We start from the raw sequence: 19430 nt of genomic DNA, 5'->3' as shown, positions 1-19430 counted from the left end.
CATCATGTCCTCAATGCGCCTCGAGCTTTGCCTCGGCCGGCTCGGCGGCCGGGGCCTTGCGCCAGCGCCGCACCGTTCCGGCGACGATGACATAGAGCAGCGGCACGAAGAACACGCCGAGCACGGTGGCGGCGATCATGCCGCCCATGACGCCGATGCCGATCGCGTTCTGGCTGCCGGAGCCCGCGCCGGTCGCGATCGCCAGCGGCAGAACGCCGAGGATGAAGGCGAAGGACGTCATCAGGATCGGCCGCAGCCGCTGGCGGGCCGCATCGACGGTGGCCTCGACCAGGCTCTTGCCAGCCGCCTCCTGCTCGATCGCGAACTCGACGATCAGGATCGCGTTCTTGGCGGCGAGGCCGATGGTGGTGAGCAGGCCGACCTTGAAATAGACGTCGTTCGTCTGGCCGAAGAGGGTCGCCGCGGCGAGTGCCCCGAAGATGCCGATCGGCACCGAGAGCATCACCGCGAACGGCACCGACCAGCTCTCGTAGAGCGCCGCGAGGCAGAGGAACACGACCAGCATGGCGAGCGCGTAGAGCGCCGTCGCCTGGCTGCCCGAGAGCCGCTCCTGATAGGACAGGCCGGTCCATTCATGGTTGAAACCGGGCGGCAGCTTCCGGGCGATGGCGTCGATCTGGTCCATCGCCGCGCCGGAGCTGATGCCGGCGGCGGCCGCGCCCTGGATGTTGACCGCGGAGGCACCGTTGTAGCGCTCGAGCCGCGGCGAGCCATAGGTCCAGTGGCCCGTGGCGAAGGCCGAGAACGGCACCATCGATCCGCCGCTGTTGCGGACATACCAGCGGCCGATATCCTCCGGCTGCATCCGGAACGGCGCGTCGGACTGGACATAGACCGATTTCACGCGGCCGCGGTCGATGAAGTCGTTGACATAGGCGGAGCCCCAGGCGGTCGAGAGCGTGGTGTTGATGTCGCCCAGCGAGAGGGTGAGCGCGCTCGCCTTCTCCTGGTCGATCTCGACGGCGTATTGCGGCGTGTCCTCCTGGCCATTGGGCCGCGTGCCGGTGAGGACCGGATTCTGCGCCGCCATGCCCAGCAGCTGGTTGCGCACCTCCATCAGCCGGGCATGGCCGGCGCCGGCGACGTCCTGCAGATAGAACTCGAAGCCGGCGCTGTTGCCGAAGCCCTGGATCGAGGGCGGCGCGAGCGCGAAGACCATGCCGTCCTTGATGCCGCGGAAGACGCCCATGGCGCGCCCCGCCACGGCCTGGGCCGAGGCCTGCTTGCCGACGCGCTCCTCGAAGGGCTTGAGCCGCACGAAGGCGATGCCGACATTCTGGCCTGCGCCGCTGAAGCTGAAGCCGCTGACGGTCAGCACGCCCTCGACGAGGTCCTTTTCCTTCTCCTGATAATGCTGCCGGACCTGGTCGAGCACGGCGAGCGTGCGGTCCTGCGTCGCGCCCGCGGGCAGCTGGACGATGGTGAAGAGGACGCCCTGGTCCTCGTCCGGCAGGAAGGAGTTGGGCAGTCGCGCGAACAGATAGGCCATGCCGCCGCCGATCAGCAGGAAGACCAGCATGAAGCGCAGCGGCCGCGCGATCATGCCGGCGACGCCGGCGGTATAGCCGTTCAGCGTCTTGTCGAAGCCGCGGTTGAACCAGCCGAAGGGGCCGGTGCGCGCGGCATGCTCGCCGGCGGGCTTGAGCATGGTGGCGCAGAGCGCCGGCGTCAGGATCAGGGCCGTCACCACGGACAGTGCCATGGCCGTGACGATCGTGATCGAGAACTGCCGGTAGATGATGCCGACGGAGCCGCCGAAGAAGGCCATCGGCACGAAGACCGCCGCGAGCACGGTGGCGATGCCGACCAGCGCGCCGGTGATCTCGCCCATCGACTTGATCGTCGCCTCCTTGGGCGAGAGCTTCTCCTCCTGCATCACACGCTCGACGTTCTCGACCACGACGATGGCGTCGTCGACGAGCAGGCCGATGGCGAGCACCATCGCGAACATGGTCAGCGTGTTGACCGAGTAGCCGGCGACCGCGAGCACGCCGAAGGTGCCCAGCAGCACGACCGGGACGGTGATCATCGGGATCAGCGTCGCGCGGAAGTTCTGCAGGAAGACGTACATCACGATGAAGACGAGGATGATCGCCTCGAACAACGTGTGGACGACCTTCTCGATCGAGACCTGCACGAAGGGCGTGGTGTCGAAGGGATAGACGACGTCGATGCCCTCCGGCAGCGTCGGCTTGAGGCGGTCGATGGTCGCCTTGACCGCCGCGGCGGTGTTGAGCGCATTGGCGCCGGTGGCGAGGCTGACGGCGAGACCGGTCGCGGGCGCGCCGTTGTAGCGGGTGGCGGTGGTGTAGTCCTTGGCGCCGAGTTCGACGCGCGCGACGTCGTTCAGCCGCACGATCGAGCCGGACGAGCCACTCTTGAGGATGATGTTCTCGAACTGGCCGACCGTCTGGAGGCGGCTGACGGCGGTGACCGTGGCGTTGAGCTGCTGGCCCTTGACCTGGGGCAGGCCGCCGAGCTGGCCGGCCGAGACCTGGACGTTCTGGGCCTGGATCGCCGTGACCACGTCGCTCGGCATCAGCGCATATTTCTGCAGCCGGTCCGGATCCAGCCAGATCCGCATCGCGTAGCCCGCACCGAAGAGCTGGGTCGAGCCGACGCCCGGCACGCGCTTGAGCGTGTCGTTGAGGGTCGAATCGACATAGTCGGCGAGGTCGTTGGTCGACATCCGCCCGTCGCGTGAGACGAAGGCCGCGACCATCAGAAAGCCCGTTGAGGCCTTGGCGACGGTGATGCCGGTGTTCTGAACCGTCTGTGGCAATTGCGCGGTGACGAGCTGCAGCTTGTTCTGCACCTGCATCTGCGCGACGTCGGGATCGGCCCCGCTGGTGAAGGTCAGCGTGATCGTCGCCTGGCCCGAGGAGGTCGAGGTCGCCGACATGTATTGCAGATTGTCGACGCCGGTCATGCCCTGCTCGATGACCTTGGTCACCGAGTTCTCGACCGTCTGCGCGTCGGCGCCGGGATAGCTGGCGCTGATGCTGACCGTGGTTGGCGCGATCTGCGGATATTGCGAGACCGGCAGGGTGCGCAAAGCGAGCAGGCCCGCCAGCATGATGACGATGGCCACGACCCATGCAAAGATCGGGCGCTCGATGAAGAAGCGGGACATGGCGCTCAGTTCTTCGCGGTCTGGCCGGGAGCCTGGCCGGCGGGCAGCGCGGCCTGTCGGTTGGCGGCCTTGAGCTCGCCGCTGGCCTCGTCGATCGTGACCTCGTTGCCGGTGACGGTCTGGCCGGCGCGCACGAGCTGGGCGCCCTCGACGATGACGCGGTCGCCATCCTTCACGCCCTGCTCGACCAGCCAGTTGTTGCCGACATTGCGCGAGGCCACGAGCACGCGTTCCTCGACCTTTCCATCAGCGCCGACGAACTTCGCCGTCGCCTCGCCCTTGGTGTTGCGGCCGACGGCGCGCTGCGGCACGAGGAAGCTGTTCTCGGCGACGCCCTCCTGGATGACGGCGCGCACGAACATGCCGGGCAGCAGCAGGCGGTCGGGATTGGGGAACTCGGCCCGCACCGTGAAGGTGCCGGTGGTCTCGTCGACATTCGCCTCGGCGAATTCGAGCTTGCCGGTCTGGGCGTATTCGGTGCCGGTATCGAGCTTGAGCTTCACGGCGACGTTGGGCCCGCTCAGCCGCAGGCGGCCTTCGGCCACGGCGCTGCGGAACTTCAGCAGGTTGGTGCTGGACTGGATGACGTCGACATTGATCGGGTCGAGCTGGCGGATCGTCGTGAGGGCCGTGGTCTGGTTGGCGGTGACGAGTGCGCCGGGCGTCAAGGTCGAGCGGTCGACGCGGCCGCCGATCGGGGCCGTGACCCGGGTGAAGCCGAGATTGATCCGGGCCGTGTCGAGGTTCGCACGGGCGGAGGCGACATCCGCCTGGGCCTGGGCGAGCGCCGCGACGGCGTCGTCATTGTCCTGCTTGCTGATCGCGTTCTGGCGGATGAGGTCCCGGTAGCGGTCGACCTTGGCCTGGGCGTTGGGCACCGAGGCCTCCGCCTTGGCGAGAGCCGCGACGGCGCTGTCGAGCGCGGCCTGATAGGTCGCGGGATCGATCTCGTAGAGCAGATCGCCCGCCTTGACCTCGCTGCCCTCGCGAAACAGGCGCGACTTGACCAGGCCGCCGACCTGCGGGCGCACCTCGGCGACGAGGCTGGCGGCGACGCGGCCCGGCAGCTCCGCGCTGATGGCGACGGGCTTCGAGCGCAGCACCACGACGCTGACCTGGGCCTGGGGCTGGGGCGGCGGCGCGGCGGCCTTCTCGCTGTTGCAGCCGGCCAGGGCGATGCCGAGAACGGCGGCCCCTGCGAGGAGCATCGGCCGGACTGTGACGGAGCGATAACGGGACATGCAGCGTCTCTTTTTGGAAACTCTCGAGTTTCTTAACGCTTGATTTCTCGGCCTGTCAAACCCAAAGATGTTTCCGGGGAGTGACGGGTCATGAACGACAACGAGATGCCGACGGCCGGAACCGCCCCGTCACGAGCGCGCGGGCGGCCCAAGCAGAGACCCGATTCCGAGGAGCGCCAGCGCATCCTCGCCATCGCCTGCGAGCTGTTTCTCGATGTCGGCTATGGCGGCACGACGATGGATGGGGTGGCGTCGCGCTGCGGCATTTCCAAGAAGACGCTCTACCGGCTGTTCCCGGCCAAGACCGACCTGTTCAAGGCGATGGTCGCCGATCACCGGCGCACCATGCTCGCCCTGCCGCGCGCCGAAGACGGCCTGGCCACGGCCGAGGCGCTGGCGGCGATCTTCCGGCTCGACATCGACGAGAGCGAGAACCGCGAGCGCCTGGCCTTCATCCGCCTCGCCCTCGCCGATGCTGACCGTTATCCGGAAATCGGCGAGGCGATCGCGCTCGAAGGCGCGCAGGCGGCGCTGCATCTGCTCGCGGACTGGCTCGGCGAGCAGCAGGCCCGCGGCGCCCTCCGCCCCTTCCCGCCGCAAGCCGCGGCCCGCATGCTGATGGACATGGTGTTCAGCGTGCTGGTGAAGCGCTACCCGGGCGATTCCCTGCTGACCAGCGCGCAGCGGACCGACCATGCGCGGCGCTGCATCGAGGTCTTCCTGACCGGGCTAACGGAACGGCCGGCGGCCGCCTGACAGACCCGCCGCCTCAGCAGCAGCCGAGGCGCGCGACGTAGTGCCGGGTGACGGCGCTCTCCAGCGCCGGGAGCGCCGCGGCGAGGCCGGCGCGATCGGCGATGCCGGCGCGGTAGATGCCGCGCAGCTCGTCATGGACCGCATCGAGATCGACGCCCAGCACGCGGCCATGGGCGACGATGCTGCGGCCGTCGACGATCAGCTCGCGGATCTGGCGGCGGGTGGCGCGCGCGAACATCAGCTCGAGCGGATCGACCGGCATCAGCGCATCCTCGTCGAGCGCGGCGCGGTCGAGGATCAGGAGATCGGCCGCCTGGCCTTCCGCGAGCTGGCCGCCCGCGGGCGCGCCGAGCGCGATGCGCCCGGTCTCCAGCGCCATGGCAAGCGCGTCGCGGGCACTGAGTGTCTGATCGAAGCCCCAGCCGCCATGCAGCGACCAGAGCAGGCGCAGTTCGCGCAGTGCGTCGTCATCCTCGTCGAAGGCCTGGCCGTCGACGCCGAGCGCGACCTTGCAGCCGCGCGCCGCCATCTCCGCGACCGGCGCCAGCCCCGAGCGCAGCGCCAGGTTGGAGGAGGTGTTGGTGGCTATGACGCAGCCGGCTTCCGCGATCATCTCCAGCTCGTCGGGGCGGGCCCAGACGCAATGCGCCAGCGTCAGCCGCGGCGAGAGCAGGCCGATCTCCTTCCAGCGCTTGACCAGCCCGCCCGGATAGGTCCGGTCGGCCCAGTCGCGCTGGTATTTCGTCTCGAAGAGATGGGTGGTGACGCGCCGCCCGGTGCGCGCGGAGGCCTCGGCGATCGCCTCCCAGAGCGCGTCCGAGCCCCATTGCGGGCCGTTGGGCGCATATTGGACATCGACCATCGGGCCGGCGATGGCGGCGGCCACCGCATCGACGCGGGCGATCTGCTCGGCGATCGGCAGCATCGGCGCCAGATAGCGCGCCTCGATCTCGGCGCGGGCGACGGGGTCGAGATCGTCCAGCACGGGGGCGTGGTCGCCATAGACCAGCGGGTTCTGGTCGCGCATGCCGACGCCGAAGGCGATGCGCACGCCGATGTCGCGGGCGGCGCGGGCCATGGCCGCGGCCTCGGTCGGAAGATCGGTCAGGCCCATCGGCCGGACATGGTGGATCATCACGGCGCCCTGGCCGCCGAGCGCGGCGCGCCCCAGCGGCGCCAGCGTCGCGAGATAGGGGTCGACGGGGCAAAACAGCGCCAGCCGGTGCAGCCAGAGTTCGAGCGGCCGGGCGAAGCCGCCGACCGAGCTGGTGCGGATCGGGCGGGCATGGTCATGGGCGTTGACCAGCGCCGGCAGCACGACGACGTCGTCCGCGGTTCCGGCCGGCCCCCCCTTGATCGCGGCGATGGTGCCGCCCTCCAGCGTCAGCGCCGCATCCTGCAGGCTGCGGCGGGCATCGAAGGCGTGGCCGGCGTTGATCTGGCGCACAATCGGTCTCCGTCGCGAAAGGGGCCCGGCCCCGGCCTCAGGCCGAGGCGACGTCAGTCTTGCGGTGGGCCCAGCCGGTGACGCGCCGCTCGATCAGAGAAAACAGCACGTAGAGCGTGACGCCAAGCCCGGCCAGGACGAAGAGCCCGGCGAAGACCAGCGGTACGTTGAAGCTCGACGAGGCGATCATCATCATGTTGCCGATGCCGCGGTTGGAGGCGACGGTCTCGGCGACCACCGAGCCGACGAAGGCCAGCGTGATCGCGACCTTCAGCGCCGCGAAGAAATAGGGCATCGCGCGCGGCAGGCTGACGTTCCAGAGGATGTCGGTCTTCGAGGCCTTGAGCGTCTTCATCACGTCTTCCAGCTCGGGCTCGACGGTGGCGATGCCGGTCGCGACGTTCACGACGATCGGGAAGATGCAGATGATCATCGCGGTCAGGATCGCCGGCACCGTGCCGGCGCCGTACCAGAGCACGAAGATCGGCACCACCGCGACCTTGGGGATCGAGGAGAAGCCGACGAGCAGCGGATAGGCGGTGTCGTAGGCGAGCTTGGACGAGCCGATCAGGATGCCCAGCAAGAGCCCTATCACGACGCCGATGCCGAAGCCGACAATGGTGGTGTAGAGCGTCTGCCAGGTGTGCGGCCAGATCGCCGGCCAGTACTGGATCAGCGCCTTGATGATCTGCGACGGACGCGGCAGCAGGATGTCGGAGATGCCCGCCATCAGGCAAAACAGCTCCCAGAACACGAAGACGCCGATGATGAGCGCCGTTGAGGCGCCCTTCTCGCGGATGATCTCACTGACGCGTTCCATCAGAGTCCCTTCCTCACGCCGCGCCGGGCGCGTGGTTGACGATGCCGGTGCCGCCACGGGCGCCGACGATCATCGCCCGCAGGCGCTGGTTCAGCGCCACGAAATCCGGTTCGAAGGTCATGTCGATGGTGCGTGGCCGCGCCAGCGCGACAGGTGAATCGTCGAGGATGCGGCCGGGCCTCGCGCTCATCACGCAGATGCGGTCGGCGAGATAGGCGGCTTCCTTCAGGTCGTGCGTGACCAGCAGCACCGTCAACTTCTTGGAGAGCCAGAGATCCTGCATGATCGCCCAGAGCTCCTCGCGGGTGAACTGGTCGAGCGCGCCGAAGGGCTCGTCCAGCAGCAGAAGGTCGGGATCGTGGATCAGGGCGCGGCAGAGATTGGCGCGCTGCATCATGCCGCCGGAGAGCTGCCAGGGATATTTGTCGCCGAAGCCGCCGAGGCCGACCTGGGCCAGCAGCGCCTCGACCCGGTCGCGATACTCGCCCTTGCGCTTGGACCGGTAGCCCTGCCGGAAGGGCGGCACGATCTTGAGCGGCAGCATGACGTTGTCGCGGATGTTGAGCCAGGGCAGCAGGGTCGGGTTCTGATAGGCCATGCCGATGCGAATCGGCGTTGCGCCGATCTCGCGGCCGGCGACGAAGACATGGCCGGTCGAGGGCTTCAGCAACTCGCCGACCATCTTCAGGATTGTCGACTTGCCGCAGCCGGAGGGGCCGACGAGGGCGACGAACTCCCCCTCGGCGATCTTGAGCGAGGTCGGCGCTAAAGCCTGCACCGCCTTGGCGCCGCGGCCATAGGTGATCGAGGCCTCCTCGAACTCGATGAAGGTCGTGGCCTGGCCGGTTTCGACCGGCCGGATGTCACTGATGCCCGCGTTCACGATGCCGCTCCCTTGGCGCTGCCGGCCGGCCCTTGCAAACAGGCGGCCAGCGTCTGGTCGGCGTTGCGGATGGTGGGCTTGGGCATGGCCTGAATGGCGGTGACCTGCCGGCCCCAGCCGCTCGTCTCGGGCACGAGTTGGCGGTCGCGCTGGACGAAGCGGCCGCGCACCAGCGTGTGGACGGGGATGCCGGTGACGGAGACGCCCTCGAAGGGGGTGATCTTGCCGCGCGACTGGAGGGTCTCCGCGCGGATCGTCTCGGTCCGGTTCATGTCGACGACGGCGATGTCGGCTTCCGCGCCGGCCTCGATGCGCCCCTTATGGGGCCAGAGGCCGAAGGCCTTGGCCGGCTTCTCGGCCGAGATCGCGACGTAGTGCTCCAGCGTGATGCGCCCTTTCGAGACCTCGTTCAGCATCAGCGGCATCTGCGTCTCGACGCCGGGGAAGCCGCAATCGGCCTGCCAGATCACGTCCTTGGTCTTCTCCTCGACCGTATGGGGCGCGTGGTCGGTCGCGATCATGTCGACGACGCCCGATTGCAGCGCCGCCCAGATGGCCTCCGAGTCCGAGGCCTCCCGCACCGGGGGGTTGACGCGGATGATCGAGCCGAGCCGCGCATAGTCGCGGGAGTCGAGCAGGAGATAGCAGGGACAGGTCTCGCCGGTGATCTCGACGCCGCGCGCCTTGGCCTCGGCCAGCGGGCGCAGTTCGGCGGCCGAGGAGATGTGCAGGATGTGGATGCGCGCGCCGGTCCACTCCGCCAGTTCCGCCGCGCGGCTGACGGCTTCCGAGGCGACGATGGCCGGGCGCGCCGCGATATGGGCGAGCGGGTCGTTGCGGCCGGCCTCCATCAGGCGCTTCTGGCGCCAGGCCATGATCGAGGCCGTCTCGGCATGCAGCGAGATGCGCAGGCCCGAGGGCGCGATGATCTCGAAGCCCTCCAGCATCGCCCCCGTCGAGGGCGAGGGCAGGTTGCCGAAGGTGTTGCCCATGAAGCATTTGAAGGCGTTGACGCCGCCCTCGATCAGGCCCTGGAGCTCGTCGATGTTGTCCTCGGCGAGCAGGCCATAGATGCCGTAGTCGACATGGGCCTTGGCGGCGGCCTCCTGCTTCTGGCGCAGCTCCTTGACCGAGCGCGTCGGCGGGTTGGTGTTGGGCATCTCGAAGACGGTGGTGGTGCCGCCCATCGCGGCCGCGGCGCTGCCCGTGCGCCAGTCCTCCTTATGGGTGTAGCCGGGCTCGCGGAAATGGACGTGCACGTCGATGGCGCCGGGCAACAGGAACTGGCCGGAGACGTCGACGGTCTCGCGCGCCGCCGGCATCGCGGCCGGCGCGCCAACCAGCGCGATCAGCCCGTCCTTGATCGCGACGTCGGCGCGGTAACGCGTCTGGCCGGTGACGACGGTGCCGCCCGTGAGGACGAGATCGGCGATGAAGGGCGTGTCCGTCATGGGCGCCCTCACAGCATGGCCCAGCCGCCATCGACCGGCAGGTCGACGCCAGTGATCTGGCGGGAGACGTCGGAGGCGAGGAAGAGGCAGGCATTGGCCACGTCCTCATCGGTGGAGACGCGCTTCAGCGCATAGTCCGCCGCATGCTTCTCGAAAGCAGCTTCCTCCGAGATGCCGAGGCGCTTCGCCATCTCCGGCACGACCTTGCCACGGAAACGCGGCCCGTCGACCATGCCCGGCGCGACGCAGTTGACGTTGATGCCGAAGGGGCCGGCTTCGAGCGCGAAGCTCTTGGTGATGCCGCGCAGGCCCCATTTCGAGGCCGAATAGGCCATGCGCCCGGCGCGACCGCGCATGCCGAAGGTGCCGCCGACATTGACGATCTTGCCGCCCTTCTGCGCGATCATCGCCGGCAGGCAGGCGCGCATGGTGTTGAAGCAGCCGCGCATGTTGAGATCGACGATCTCGTCGAACTCCTCCTCCGTGGTCTCCCAGCCGGTCTTGCCGATCGGCCCCGAGCCGCCGGCGACATTGACGAGGATGTCGATGCGCCCGCCGAAGGCCGACTGCGTCCGGGCGATGGCGGCCTCGCAGTCGCTGCCCTTGGTGATGTCGCAGGCGATGACGATGGCCTGCGCGCCCTTCGCGCGGATCTCCGCCGCGACGGGTTCGATCGCGGCGATGTCGCGGCCGATCAGGGCCAGCTGACAGCCTTCAGCCGCAAAGGCCCGGGTGACGGCGGCGCCCATGCCCTTGGCCGGGCCGGTGATGACCGCGACGCGGCCGGTGAGGTTCAGATCCATCGTCAATCTCTTGTTCTTGTCTTCGCGCAGGCCACCCTGAGCCCTTATCCTTCGAGACGCGGCCTTCGGCCGCTCCTCAGGATGAGGGCTGGAGGGAGAGGAAGAAGGGCTTCACCCCAGCTTGGTGACGCGGTCGGCCAGGGGCGGCAGGAAGGCGCGGCTGAAGACCTCTTCGGGAGCCGGCACGCGCGGCAGGCTGTCGGCCTCGACGACGATCGCGATCGACTTCTTGAAGCGGGCGTCGTCGATATCGCCTATGCCGATCGTGGCGACCTCGGGATGGCTCATTTCCGAGGCGAGGGTGGCGACCAGGCGCTCCTTCTCGACGACCCTGTTGATCAGCGGTTCGCGCTTCGCCACCGCCTCGATCGCGGCGTCGTTGTCCTTCAGCGTGTCCTTCAGGCCGCGGTTGATCGCGCGCAGCAGGCCTTTCAGCGCATTGGGGTTCTCGGTCGCGAGCTTGCGCGAGGCGATCATGGCGTTGGAGTAGAGGTCCATCCCGTAATCGCCGAAATTGATGAAGCGGAAGTCCTTGGTGGGGTCGATGCCGACGAGCTTGGCCGAGAAGGCGATGGTGTTGACGAAGCCGAAGACGCCGTCGACCTGCCCGCGCTGCAGCATCTGCTCGCGCAGATTCGGCTGCATGTTGGTGATGGCGACCTTCGTGGCGTCGATGCCGGCGAGCTTGGCGAAGGCCGGGAAGAGCTTGAGCGCGCCGTCATTGGCCGGGCCGCCGATGGTGCGGCCTTCGAGATCCTTCGGCGTCTTGATCGGCCCGTCGGCCTTCACCGCGATGGTGAAGGGCGGGCGGTTGTAGAGGGCCGAGATCGCCAGCGGCGTGGCGGCGCCCGGCTGGCTGCGCGCGACGAGCTGGATCAGCGCGTTGATATCGCCGAAGCCGATGTCGTAGGAGCCCGAGGCGACCGCCCCGACCGCCGCACCCGAGCCGTTGCCCTGGTCCATGACGATCTCGAGCCCTTCCTCGCGGAAGTAGCCGCGGTCATCGGCCAGAAAGAACCAGCCCTGCGGGCCCTGGTAGCGCCAGTTCAGGATCATTTTCAGGCGGGTGGGGGCCTGCGCCAGTGCCGGCCGCGGCAGGGCGGAGGCCAGTGCGGCGGCACCGGCCGCGAGGGTGAAACGGCGTCGGCTGATCGCGTGCGTCATGCGAACTCTCCCATCGCGGCCTTGTGCCGCTGCCATGGGAGAAGCCTAGGCCGGCTTGACCGATGCCGTCTTGTGCTGACTTCTTGCATGATCTGTTCGTAAAACGCATCGCTCGAGAGGCCATGCCATGAAGCATCTGCGCCTGCTGAACTATATCGACGAGGTCGCGCGCGTGGGCTCGATCCGCAAGGCGGCTGAGCGGCTCAACATCACCGCCTCGGCGCTGAACCGGCGCGTGCAGGACGTCGAGGACGAACTCGGCACCAAGATCTTCGAGCGGCTGCCGCGCGGGGTGCGATTGAATGCAGCCGGCGAGCTGCTGATCCGGCACATCCGCAGCCAGCTCGCCGATATGGGCCGGGTGCGCTCGCAGATCGAGGACCTCTCGGGGTTCCGGCGCGGCACGGTCGCGATCGCCTGCAGCCATGCGCTCGCGCATGATTTCCTGCCGGTCGAGATCGCCGCCTATCGCAGCGCCTTTCCCCTCGTCGAGTTCGACGTGCGCGTCGCCAGCCATGGCGAGGCCCTGCGGGCGCTGGCGGGTTACGAGGTCGATCTCGCCCTGATCTTCCGGCTCGACACCAGCATCGGCTTCCAGATCATCGCGTCCGCCGAGCAGCGCCTCGTCGCCATCATGCGGCAGGACCATCCGCTCGCGAAGGAGGGCAGCATCCGCCTGCGGGAGTGCAGCGGCTTTCCCCTGGCGCTGCCCGACCGCAGCTATGGCGGGCGCCAGCTGCTCGACCAGGCCGTCGCCAGGAGCTCGTTCAAGCTCGTGCCGGTGATCGAATCGAACTCCTTCGAGTTCCTGCGCAACTATGTCCGGCTGGAGGACGCCATCACCTTCCAGATCGAGATCGGTGCGCCCGCCAGCCTGAAGCATCGCGACGGGCTGATCTCGCGCCCGATCGACGAGCGCGACATCCAACCGGCCCGCTTCGCGATGGGCCAGCTCCACGGCCGGCCGCTGCCGGTGGCGGCGGCGAAATTCGCCGAGCAGCTCGCCGCCCGCCTCGAGACCGGCCGGTCTAGAGCCATTTCGGAACGGTGACGCGCTCGAAGGCTACGAGCCCGTCGACCAGGCGGGCCGCATCGGGCTCGACGACAATCCCCTGCCGGTGCGCCGGTGGCAGGAACCCTTGGGCGATCATGTGGTCGATGAAGCCCATGAAGGGCTGGTAGTAACCTTCGATGTCGAACAGCCCGGCCGGCTTGTCGAACTCGCCGAGCTGGTTCAGCGTCCAGGCCTCCATGAACTCCTCGAGCGTGCCGATGCCGCCGGGCATGGCGACGAAGCCATCGGCGAGTTCGGCCATGCGCTCCTTGCGCGCACGCATGCCGTCGACGATCTCGTGCCGGGTCAGCCCCTCGTGGAGATGGCCGAGATCCGCCAGACGCCGGGTGATGACGCCGTGGACGGCCCCGCCCTGCGCCAGCACGGCGTCGGCGACGACGCCCATCAGTCCCTTATGCGTGCCGCCATAGACCAGCGTCAGCCCGCGCCGGCCGATCTCGGCCCCAAGCCGCGCGGCACCCTCGCGATAGGCCTCGCCCCGCCCCGTGTTCGAGCCGCAGAACAGGGCGATGGCTTTCAGGTCTCGCGACATCGGCAGGATCTCCTCGCATCGGGCGGACAGGACTGGCCCATGAAGGCAACCGGGCCAGGAAGGCAAGCGCGCGCAGCCGAGGGGCGCGAAATTTGCACTCGACGTCCCTCCGGCCGCAGACCATCCTGCCGCCACGCCGCGCGGGAGCGATCATGACCCATCATCTCAAGGCTTCGCCCGAGACCTGCCACTGGGGCTATTTCGACGCGCGCGTGCCGCCCGCGCTGACCATCGCCAGCGGCGAGAGCGTCACGATCGAATCCGTCAGCGGCACGGTCGAGACCCTGCCGCCGGCCGGATTCCACGTCCCGCCCGAGCTGCACGCGATCCACGCGGCGCAGAAGGGCCTGCCCTTCGGCCCGCATATCCTGACCGGTGCGGTCGCGGTCGAGGGCGCCTGGCCGGGAGACGTGCTGCAGATCGACATCGAGGCGGTCTCGCTGCGGCAGGACTGGGGCTACAACCTCAACCGGCCGCTCGCCGGCACGCTGCCGGACGACTTCCCGCATTTCCACATGATGAACATCCCGCTCGACAAGACGCGGATGGTCGGCACGCTGCCCTGGGGGCTGGAGCTGCCGTTGTCGCCGTTCTTCGGCGTGATGGGCGTGGCGCCGCCGCTGGAATGGGGGCGCTGCACCTCGATCATCCCGCGCGCCTTCGGCGGCAATCTCGACAACAAGGAGCTGGTCGCCGGCACGACGCTCTATCTGCCGGTCTTCGTGCCCGGCGCGCTGTTCTCGGTGGGCGACGGCCATGGCGTGCAGGGCGACGGCGAGGTCAACGTCACCGCAATCGAGACGGCGCTGTCGGGCACCTTCCGCCTGACGGTCCGCAAGGACCTGACCTTCACCTATCCCCGCGCCGAGACGCCGACCCATGTCATCACCTGCGGCATGGACCCCGACCTCGACCGCTGCGCGGAAAAGGCCCTGCGCGACATGATCGTGCTGATCGTCGAGCGCACGGGCATCACGCGCGAACAGGCCTATGCTCTGTGCTCGATGGCGGCCGATCTGCGGGTCACCCAGACGGTGAACCAGCACAAGGGCGTGCACTGCATGCTCAGGAAGAGCCTGCTCGGGCGGCGCTGACCTCCCAAACGAGAACAGCCCCGCCCAACGGGCGAGGCTGCGAATCAGTATCGTCGGCGCGTTGCGGCGGGCTCGATCGGACTTGCCGACCAGGCCGCGCCGGTCAGGCCTTGGCGCGCGGGCCCCGCTTGGCCTTCGCGGCCGGAGCGGCGGCCGCAGCCTTGCGGCCGAGGCCCATCGACTTGGCGAGCGCCGAGCGCGCCTCGGCATAAGCCGGCGCGACCATCGGGTAATCGGCAGGCAGACCCCACTTCGCGCGATACTGCTCGGGGGTGAGATCGTATTTGCTGCTGAGATGCCGCTTCAAGGATTTGAACGACTTGCCGTCCTCCAGGCAGATGATCGCCTCCGGCGTGACCGATTTGCGGATCGGTACGGCCGGGACGAGCGGCGCGGCCGGCGGGGGCTCCGGCTCACCGCCCAGCTTGGCAAGTGACGCATGGACACTCGCGATGAGATCGGCGAGGTCGCTGCGCGGGACATTATTGCGGGCGACATAGGCCGAGACGATTGATGTCGTCAGATCGAGCAGCTCTTCGTTATTATCTGCCATGGGGCGCTCCGATCGCAGCTAGAGGGTGCAAATGCTGTGATAACAGAATCGGCCATAGGACGAAGACAAGGCGTTGTCTATCCGCGATTGGGCGAATTCTAACGTAAAAGGTTGATGAGGCCCTTCCAAGTCGCGAGAAAGTTGGGGACATGCACGCTGCGCGTGCGGTTTTCTCACCCGGAATAAGCAACCGCGCCCTTAGAACAGGAAGTCGTCGACATCGTCCTGCGCCGGGGCGGCGACGGTCACCGGGGCCGCTACGCCGCCCGCCGCGGGCAGCAGCGAGGCGACGACAGCCTGGTGGATCGTGCGCTCGCCGACCATCGTGTAGTTCGGCCAGACCTGGCCATCGATGAGCTCCCGCACCGCCGCGGCGGCCGCGGGATCGTCCGGCATCGCCTCCGCATCGCAGGAGCGCTCGAGCTCGGCGGCGCCCGAGGCGATCAGGTCGCTCATCGCCCCGGCGTTCGAGAAGGACAGGCGCGCCTGGGCGACGACCGAGGCGAAGCCCCCGCCCTCGCGGGTGAGCTGGTCGAGGGCCGACCCGAGCCGGTCGCCGGCGCCGCGCATGGCCGCGAGCGAGGTTCCCATCGCATCGGTCAGCGCGGCGAAATGGGCCGCGTCGAGCCTTCCGCCCTGCTTCAGCCCGCCCGAGGCCTGCTGCATCTGCGCGAAGGTCGGCGTGAGCTGCGCGGCATCGCCCGCAACATGGTCGGCGGCGACCTTGAGCTCCTGCGCGATGACCACGAGGCTGCGCCCGCCTGGGCCGAGCCGGGCCGCCCGCAGGCCGGCATTCATGCCGATCAGGACGATGCTGGAGACCGTGCCCGCGAGCGCCGCCACGGTCTGCTGGCAGGTTTCCAGAACGGTGGAGAGAGCCGCCGTGACCCGGTCGACGCCGGCGCGCGCGCGATCGCATTTGGCGAGCAGATCGGAGGCCTCGGTCAGATCGGCCTCGAGATCGGCGAGGAACGAGCCGGACTTGGCGCCATCACCCTGATAGAGCGAGCGCACCAGATCGAGCAGGCCGGCGGTGTCGCCGGCCAGCAGGGCGAGCGCCGCCTCGATCGAGTCGGCATCCTGGGCGAGGGTCTGCGCGCTCTCCTGGAGCTGTGCGGCCTCGAGGCGGCGCAGCACGATGTCGGCGCCGCGGCGCGCCGCGTCATCGAGACCCGCGCCGGGCCCGGTGCCGGCCGCGACGGCGGAGAGCAGGCGCAGGGCCTTGATCGCATGCTCAAGCTGCTGGCGGATGCTGTCGCCCGACTGCAGGGCGATGATCGCACCCCCTGCCGCCATGGCGATCTTGCCCGAATGGGTGGCGGCATCGCTGGTCAGCACGACGCCGCGCCGCTGGCGCGCCGCCACCTCGGCCAGGGTCTGCTCCAGCTTGCCGGCGAGGCCGGACAGGGCGAGCCCGTACTGCCCCTCGAACTCACGCTGCGCCTCCAGCGCCGAACCGAGCAGCACGCTGAGATGGTCGTGATCGCGGGCGCAGTTCTGGATGGTGCGCTGGGCCTGCGTCGTCAGCGCCACGATCTCGCTGGTGAAGTCGCCGAAGTCGCGGCCGGCGGCCTGCACCGAGACCGCCTCGATGCGGGCGCTGCGGGCCAGGATCGTGATCAGCCGCATATGCTCGAGCAGGCGCTCCAGGGCCTGGGACGCGTCCTTGCTGTGGAGCGCGAGCTCCTGCAGCACGCCCGTCTCGTGGCGCAGCCCGTCATTGATGGCACGCAATTCGCCGGCGAGGGTGGACAGCGTCGCGCCGGCCTGGGCGATGTCGTCGCCCGCCAGTTCCGCCGACAGCGTCGAAAGGCGTTCCTTCAGCCCCTCGAAGAGGCTCAGGCCCTCCCCGAGCTGGCTGCCCGCCCGGGCAAAGGTGACGTCGATCTCGCGGGCCGTGCCCTCGAGCGCCTGGATGATCCGCGGCAGGGCGGTGTCGTGCGCCGTCATCGTCATGCCCCCGCCACCACTCAACTCCGACGCCACACGCATAACAATTCCCTCAGCCGGGCCCACCCGTGGCCTGAGGCCAGGCCATGATCTCCTGCGGTACACGAGAGAGCTTGACGATCCGTTCCGCCGCCCCGAGGTCGATCGCCTCCTTGGGCATGCCGAAGACGACGCAGCTCTCGGCGTCCTGCGCGAGGGTACGGCAACCGGCCTTGCGCATTTCGAGCAGGCCGCGGGCGCCATCGTCGCCCATGCCGGTCATGATGATGCCGAGCGCATTGGCGCCGGCATATTGCGCGGCCGAGCGGAAAAGCACGTCGACCGAGGGGCGGTGGCGCGAGACATGCGGCCCGTCCTTGATCGCGACGCGGTATTGCTGGCCGACGCGCTGCAGCAGCATGTGGCGGTTGCCCGGCGCGATCAGGACGCGGCCGGTCGAAACCTCGTCGCCATCCTCGGCCTCCTTGATCTCCATCGCGCAGAGGCCGTTCAGCCGGCGCGCGAAGGCGAGCGTGAACTTCTCGGGCATGTGCTGGACGACGGCCATGCCCGGGCAGTTGGCCGGGAGCTGCTCCAGCACCTCGCGCAGCGTCTCGGTGCCGCCGGTGGAGATGCCGATGCAGACGATCTTGTCGGTTGAGTGCCGGACGCGGCCGAGCACCGGCGGCGGCAGGATGGCATCGGCGGTGAGCTTCTTCTCGACCTGCATGCGCGGCTCGCGCGGGCGCAACTTCGCCTGAGCGGCGGCACGCACGGCGTGGCGCAGGCGGTCGGCCGTCTCCATCAGCGCCGCGCGGGTGTCGACCCGCGGCTTCGGCAGCACGTCGACGGCGCCGGCCTCGAGCGCGTCGAAGAGGGCCCGGGAGCCGGCCTCGGTCAGGGTCGAGCAGATGATCACGGGGATCGGCCGCTGCGCCATGATCTTGCGCAGGAAGGTCAGCCCGTCCATTCCCGGCATCTCGATGTCGAGGATCATGACATCGGGCAGTTCGGTCTGCAGACGGCGTGCGGCGGCAAAGGCATCGGCCGCCGTGCCCATGACCTCCATGCCCGGATCCTCGGTGAGGATCGTGCTGAGGACCTGCCGGACCGAGGCGGAATCGTCGACGATGAGGACGCGGATCGGTTTGCGGTTCATGCGGCGGACCTCGTTCCGGCAACCGATGCGGTCTGGTAGATCGTCGGGACGACCTGGCGCAGCGGACCAACCCCGCTGCCGGCCATGGATTCGGAATGGCCCAGCATCAGGTAGCCCCCGGGGCGCAGATGCGAGGCGAGGCGGCTCAGCACCGCCTGCTGCGTCGGCTTGTCGAAATAGATCAGGACGTTGCGGCAGAAGATGACGTCGACGTCGCGGTCGAAGGGATAGGATTCGTCCATCAGGTTGAGGCGCTCGAAATGCACGGTGCGCCGCAGTTCCGGCGTCACGCGCACCACGTCCTCGCGCGGGTCGCGCGAGCGCATCAGGTAGCGCTGCTGCATCGCGGCCGGCACCGGCGCGACGAAGGCCCGCGGATAGATCGCGGTGCGCGCCTCGCGCAGCACTTCGGTCGAGATGTCGGTGCCCAGGATCGAGAAGCGCGCGACCTTCCCGGCGGCGACGAGGTCCTGCAGCACCATCGCCGCCGTATAGGCCTCGGCGCCGGTCGAGGAAGCGGCACTCCAGACCTTGAGCTGCGGCGGCCGGCCACCCTGGCGCTGCGTCAGCTGCGGCACGGCGACCTCGCGCAGGAAGTCGAAATGGCTCGGCTCACGGAAGAAGTCGGTCTTATTGGTGGTGACGCAGTCGATCAGGTGGACCGTCTCGGCCTCGAGCCCGCCCTTGTCGAAGAGATGCGTGCCATAGGCGTTGAGACCGGCCAGTTGCAGCGCGCGCACGCGCTTGCGCAGGCGGCCCTCGACCATGGTGCGCTTGGTCTGGGGCAGCTTGATGCCGACCCGCGATTCGATGAACCTCGCAATCGCGTTGAAGTGCTTGTCGGAGAGGTGATCGTAGGCGTCTGTCGCCTGCTGATGGCTCACGTCACGCGGCCCTTTCCGGTGCCATGGCCGGGAGCTGGGGCAGGTCGTCGGCCTCCATCAGCCGCTCGAGATCGAACACGACGATGAAGGACTCGCCCTTGCGGCCGATGCCGGCGATGTAGTTCGACTGCCAGCGGCCGCCGACATCGGGCGCCGCCTCGGTGTGGTCGTCGTCGAGGCCGGTGACCTCGAAGACGCGGTCGGCGACGAAGCCGACGCCCATGGTGCGGCCCTTGACGGGCACGTCGAGGATGATGATCCGGGTCGCGTCGGTGGGCTCGGCGCGGGGCAGCCCGAGCTTGGTGCGCAGATCGACGATCGGGTAGCCGGCGCCGCGGACGTCGATCATCCCGAGCAGGAAGTTCGGCGCATGCGGCAGCTTCGAGATCGGCCGCATGTCGAGGATCTCCCGGACATTGCGGATGTCGATGCCGAAGAGTTCCTGGTCGATGCCGAGCGTCAGATATTGGGCGGTATCAGCCATG

The 19430-nt window shown here is 68.7% G+C and carries 17 protein-coding genes; 3 read left to right on the top strand and 14 right to left on the bottom strand.

The genetic code is table 11. The annotated features are described in order from the left end of the window. Nucleotides 1-10: 10 nt before the first annotated feature. Nucleotides 11-3154, bottom strand: coding sequence for an efflux RND transporter permease subunit (locus BSY19_RS08085; RefSeq protein ID WP_069053708.1), 3144 nt, complete (start codon nt 3152-3154; stop codon nt 11-13). Between the two features lie 5 nt (nt 3155-3159). Further along, nucleotides 3160-4395: an efflux RND transporter periplasmic adaptor subunit gene (locus BSY19_RS08080; RefSeq protein ID WP_069053707.1), complete on the bottom strand. Its 1236-nt coding sequence runs from the start codon at nt 4393-4395 to the stop codon at nt 3160-3162. Nucleotides 4396-4485: 90 nt separating this feature from the next. Here BSY19_RS08080 and BSY19_RS08075 point away from each other — a divergent pair, with 90 nt between their 5' ends. Then, nucleotides 4486-5151 (top strand): TetR/AcrR family transcriptional regulator, encoded by a 666-nt coding sequence (locus tag BSY19_RS08075; RefSeq protein ID WP_069053706.1) that lies wholly within the window; start codon nt 4486-4488, stop codon nt 5149-5151. 13 nt (nt 5152-5164) lie between these two features. On the opposite strand, the gene BSY19_RS08070 is transcribed toward BSY19_RS08075, so the two are convergent. The 6 genes from BSY19_RS08070 to BSY19_RS08045 form a co-directional block, all read right to left on the bottom strand. Next, nucleotides 5165-6598 (bottom strand): amidohydrolase family protein, encoded by a 1434-nt coding sequence (locus tag BSY19_RS08070; protein ID WP_171905106.1) that lies wholly within the window; start codon nt 6596-6598, stop codon nt 5165-5167. A 37-nt stretch (nt 6599-6635) separates the two neighbouring features. Next, nucleotides 6636-7418 (bottom strand): ABC transporter permease, encoded by a 783-nt coding sequence (locus tag BSY19_RS08065; RefSeq protein ID WP_069053704.1) that lies wholly within the window; start codon nt 7416-7418, stop codon nt 6636-6638. A 13-nt stretch (nt 7419-7431) separates the two neighbouring features. After that, nucleotides 7432-8301 (bottom strand): ABC transporter ATP-binding protein, encoded by an 870-nt coding sequence (locus BSY19_RS08060; RefSeq protein ID WP_439494414.1) that lies wholly within the window; start codon nt 8299-8301, stop codon nt 7432-7434. Continuing rightward, nucleotides 8298-9752, bottom strand: coding sequence for an allantoinase AllB (gene allB, locus BSY19_RS08055; RefSeq protein ID WP_069053703.1), 1455 nt, complete (start codon nt 9750-9752; stop codon nt 8298-8300). The genes BSY19_RS08060 and allB overlap by 4 nt, the downstream gene beginning before the upstream one ends. A gap of 8 nt (nt 9753-9760) precedes the next feature. Continuing rightward, nucleotides 9761-10555, bottom strand: a complete 795-nt coding sequence (locus BSY19_RS08050) for an SDR family NAD(P)-dependent oxidoreductase (RefSeq protein WP_069053702.1) — start codon at nt 10553-10555, stop codon at nt 9761-9763. 111 nt (nt 10556-10666) lie between these two features. Then, nucleotides 10667-11719: an ABC transporter substrate-binding protein gene (locus BSY19_RS08045; protein WP_069053701.1), complete on the bottom strand. Its 1053-nt coding sequence runs from the start codon at nt 11717-11719 to the stop codon at nt 10667-10669. Between the two features lie 127 nt (nt 11720-11846). Here BSY19_RS08045 and BSY19_RS08040 point away from each other — a divergent pair, with 127 nt between their 5' ends. Beyond that, nucleotides 11847-12770, top strand: coding sequence for a LysR family transcriptional regulator (locus BSY19_RS08040; protein WP_069053700.1), 924 nt, complete (start codon nt 11847-11849; stop codon nt 12768-12770). On the opposite strand, the gene BSY19_RS08035 is transcribed toward BSY19_RS08040, so the two are convergent. Then, entirely contained in the window at nt 12748-13326 is a 579-nt protein-coding gene (locus tag BSY19_RS08035) for an LOG family protein (protein WP_150129539.1), read from the bottom strand. The two genes, BSY19_RS08040 and BSY19_RS08035, sit on opposite strands and share 23 nt — an antisense overlap. A gap of 152 nt (nt 13327-13478) precedes the next feature. Between BSY19_RS08035 and BSY19_RS08030 the strand changes: the two genes are divergently transcribed. Next, entirely contained in the window at nt 13479-14420 is a 942-nt protein-coding gene (locus BSY19_RS08030) for an acetamidase/formamidase family protein (RefSeq protein WP_069053699.1), read from the top strand. 103 nt (nt 14421-14523) lie between these two features. Here the strand turns inward: BSY19_RS08030 and BSY19_RS08025 are convergent, their stop codons facing one another. The 5 genes from BSY19_RS08025 to BSY19_RS08005 form a co-directional block, all read right to left on the bottom strand. Continuing rightward, entirely contained in the window at nt 14524-14973 is a 450-nt protein-coding gene (locus BSY19_RS08025) for a Ros/MucR family transcriptional regulator (RefSeq protein WP_069053698.1), read from the bottom strand. 198 nt (nt 14974-15171) lie between these two features. After that, nucleotides 15172-16929 carry a coiled-coil domain-containing protein gene (locus BSY19_RS08020; RefSeq protein ID WP_069053697.1) on the bottom strand — a complete coding sequence of 586 codons (1758 nt, stop codon included), beginning with the start codon at nt 16927-16929 and terminating at the stop codon, nt 15172-15174. A gap of 46 nt (nt 16930-16975) precedes the next feature. Then, on the bottom strand, nt 16976-18061 hold the full coding sequence (locus tag BSY19_RS08015; RefSeq protein ID WP_069053696.1) for a protein-glutamate methylesterase/protein-glutamine glutaminase: 1086 nt from the start codon (nt 18059-18061) through the stop codon (nt 16976-16978). After that, entirely contained in the window at nt 18058-18945 is an 888-nt protein-coding gene (locus tag BSY19_RS08010; protein ID WP_069053695.1) for a CheR family methyltransferase, read from the bottom strand. The genes BSY19_RS08015 and BSY19_RS08010 overlap by 4 nt, the downstream gene beginning before the upstream one ends. Before the next feature lies 1 nt (nt 18946). After that, nucleotides 18947-19429: a chemotaxis protein CheW gene (locus BSY19_RS08005; RefSeq protein ID WP_069053694.1), complete on the bottom strand. Its 483-nt coding sequence runs from the start codon at nt 19427-19429 to the stop codon at nt 18947-18949. Nucleotide 19430: the final 1 nt, after the last annotated feature.

The organism is Bosea sp. RAC05 (assembly GCF_001713455.1).
Taxonomy (GTDB): domain Bacteria; phylum Pseudomonadota; class Alphaproteobacteria; order Rhizobiales; family Beijerinckiaceae; genus Allobosea.
This window is presented reverse-complemented; position numbering and strand designations above follow the sequence as displayed.